Raw genomic sequence first — 3,196 nt, 5'->3', positions numbered from 1 at the left:
ACAGCAAAGGCCAGGTTGTCGAAGCCGGTCCAATACCAGGGCAGTTTGTCCCAACTGAGGAAGACCATAAAGTCCGGCAACAGCGGATTGCCATAGACACCCCGATCGCCAATCTGGCGCATCAGATACATGCCCATGCCATACCCGCCCAGGGCAAAAAAAGCAGCATGACCCAGACTGAGAATACCGCAATAGCCCCAAACCACATCGACCGCCAAGGCTAAGAGCGCATAGCACAGGTACTTGCCGAGCAGGGTAATGGTATAGGTCGAGACATAAAACAGACTGCCCTCGGCAAACCAAAGATTACCGACCGAGGCAAAGAGCGTGACGCCAAAGAGCAAGACCACAAAGGGCATAACCGCGGCGCCCGGCTCACTAGAACGTTTAAAAATTTGGTGCTGTAATAGGGCTGTTAAGGTAGTCATTCGGCGGCCCGCCCTCGTTGAGGAAACAAACCTTGCGGACGTTTCTGAATAAACAAAATAATAAACACCAGCACCAGAATACTGGCCAGTACGGCACCGGTAATGGGTTCGAAGATCTTATTGGCAATGCCCAGGGTAAAGGCCGCGACCAGCGTGCCAAGTAAATTGCCGACCCCGCCAAAGACCACCACCATAAAGGAGTCAATAATATAGCTCTGTCCCAGGTTCGGGCCGACGTTCGTCAGCTGGCTCAGAGCAACACCGGCAATGCCGGCAATACCCGAACCCAGGCCAAAGGTGAGCGCATCGACCTTAGCGGTTTTAATGCCCATAGCGCGCGCCATATTGCGATTTTGCGATACCGCCCGAACGTGCAGGCCCAGGTTGGTCTTGTTCAACAACACCACCAAAGACACAAAGACCAGCAGGGCAAAGACGAAGATATAAAAACGATTCAGGGTCAAAAACAGGACCGGATTGATCTCCAGCTGACCGCTCATCCAGGACGGAGTATTGACCTGACGATTGAGCGGCGAAAAGATGGTGCGCACCAGCTGTTGCAGGATCAGGCTAATGCCAAAGGTCGCCAGCAGCGTCTCCAGCGGCCGGCCGTGCAAGAAGCGAATCACCGTGCGCTCTATTAGGACACCCATGGCACCGGAGACCAAGAAGGCCGCCGGAATGGCCACCCAGATTGAGATATCGATGGCATTGGGCAGCAGCAGCTGGATCACATAGGTGGTGTAGGCACCGAGCATAATCATCTCGCCATGGGCCATATTGATCACGCCCATCACCCCGAAGGTAATGGCCAGGCCAATGGCCGCCAACAACAGCACCGAACCCAGACTCAGACCGAAGAACAGCGTATCGACCTTATTATAGAAGGCGACCTTACCTTCAATACCTTCCACCGCAGCGCGGGCGCTGATGCCGACAATGGTCTCATCGGCGGGATCGGCCAACGCCGTCAGCAGGTTGCGCACATCGGGCTCCAAGCTGGTAGCGAGCAGGTTAATGGCAGCGACTCTCAGTTCTGGGTCGGCGTCTTGTTTAGCCTGGTCCATGGCGATCACCAGGTCCATGGCGCCCTGAACCTTTTTACTGCTTTCGGTGACGCGTAATTCGGTAATAAGCTGCAGCGTATCGGCGTCCATCTTGGCGAACAGATCGCGCACCGCGCCAAAGCGCTGTTTGGCGTTGCCCTGCGTTAACTGCACCCGCGCACTGGCGCCACGGATATAAACTCGGACGCTGTTGTTAACACGGATTTTTTTTAAGTTTCCAGTTTCAACCTCTAGGGTGGCCCCGGTCAACGGATCGGTCACGATCTTAACGCCATCAACCTTGTTGATTACGCGCAACGCTAGCGTGGTTTTATCGTAATAGAGATTGCCGTCAACCATCTCCTGGATCAGGGATAGGAAATTTTCATCGCGGCTATCTTCTAACTGTTTGAGAATGGGCACCACTTCACTGAGTTTGGCGCCGGTCAGCTGTTCATAGAGGTCGGTGCGTGACTCCGCATGCACGGACCCGATGCTGAGGCTAAACAAGAGCGCGCTCAGCAGCGTAAAGAATTTAGTAAGTTGGGCAATTCGAAACATGGATTGGTCCAGTTGTCGATGACGGATGGGTAAGGCGTGGTGAATGGGAAAATCGCCACCGAGGTTTGCACCTCGATCGCGATTGGTTTTACCACCTTGTTGCAAGTTTAAACTTCAGCTGGAGGGGTTGGACACCAGCAGTGGTGCCCTTAACCCTCGGCCCGCTTAGAAGTTTTGACCTGAACAGGTTTTGGTTTCAGTGTTGTAGTTACCGCATTCAATTGGTGCAGTCCAATCGGCGATCAGCGGCTTAGACTCTGGCAGGAAGTCTGACCAGGCATCACCGGCTACTTCGCCTTCGGTTGCCCAGACCACTTCGAACTGGCCGTCGTCCTGGATCTCACCGATTAACACCGGCTTGCTCAGGTGGTGGTTCTTACCCATGGTGGCCATACCGCCAGTCAGGTTCGGAACCGACAGACCAATCATCGCTTGCTCAACCTGGTCGACATCGGTAGTACCGGCCTTCTCGACGGCATCAATCCACATTTCGAAACCGATGTACGTCGCTTCCATTGGATCGTTGGTGACGCGATCTGGGTTACCGGTAAACTCTTTCCATTGCGCGATAAAGGCATCGTTGGCATCGGATTCAACCGACTGGAAGTAGTTCCAGGCTGCTAAGTGACCGACCAGAGGGGCTGTATCGAAACCGCTGAGCTCTTCTTCACCAACTGAGAAGGCCACCACTGGGATGTCTTCGGCGGAGATGCCCTGGTTACCCAGTTCTTTGTAGAAGGGGATATTGGCATCGCCGTTAATGGTAGAGACCACACCGGTTTTCTTGCCTGCGTTACCGAATTTTTTGATATCGGCAATAATCGACTGCCAATCGGAATGACCGAACGGCGTGTAGTTGATCATGATGTCGGCATCGGCGACACCCTTAGACTTCAGGTACGCCTCAAGGATCTTGTTGGTGGTACGCGGGTAGACATAGTCGGTACCGGCCAGAACCCAACGTTCTACGCCCATATCGTTCATCAGGTAATCGACTGCAGGAATGGCTTGCTGGTTGGGCGCAGCACCGGTGTAGAAGACGTTTTTAGACGACTCTTCGCCTTCGTACTGTACCGGGTAGAACAACAGGCCGTTAAGCTCTTCCAAGACCGGTAAGGCAGACTTACGCGATACGGAAGTCCAGCAACCGAAAATAACATC

The 3,196-nt window shown here is 53.8% G+C and carries 2 protein-coding genes and 1 pseudogene; all 3 read right to left on the bottom strand.

Annotated features, from left to right (window positions below):
* Nucleotides 1-428: pseudogene (locus AC4FIC_RS13210) on the bottom strand (urea ABC transporter permease subunit UrtC); the annotation flags it as partial.
* A complete protein-coding gene (gene urtB / locus AC4FIC_RS13205; RefSeq protein WP_273286165.1) occupies nucleotides 425-2,035 on the bottom strand; it encodes an urea ABC transporter permease subunit UrtB in 1,611 nt (536 codons plus the stop codon). The pseudogene AC4FIC_RS13210 and the gene urtB, both read right to left, overlap by 4 nt.
* Before the next feature lie 165 nt (nucleotides 2,036-2,200).
* The coding region (locus tag AC4FIC_RS13200) for an ABC transporter substrate-binding protein (RefSeq protein WP_490359422.1) at nucleotides 2,201-3,196 on the bottom strand (996 nt) is incomplete at its 5' end.

The sequence above is a fragment of the Reinekea sp. genome (genome assembly GCF_982785585.1).
The sequence above is the reverse complement of the archived record's forward strand: the minus strand, read 5'-3'. Positions and strand labels throughout refer to the sequence as shown.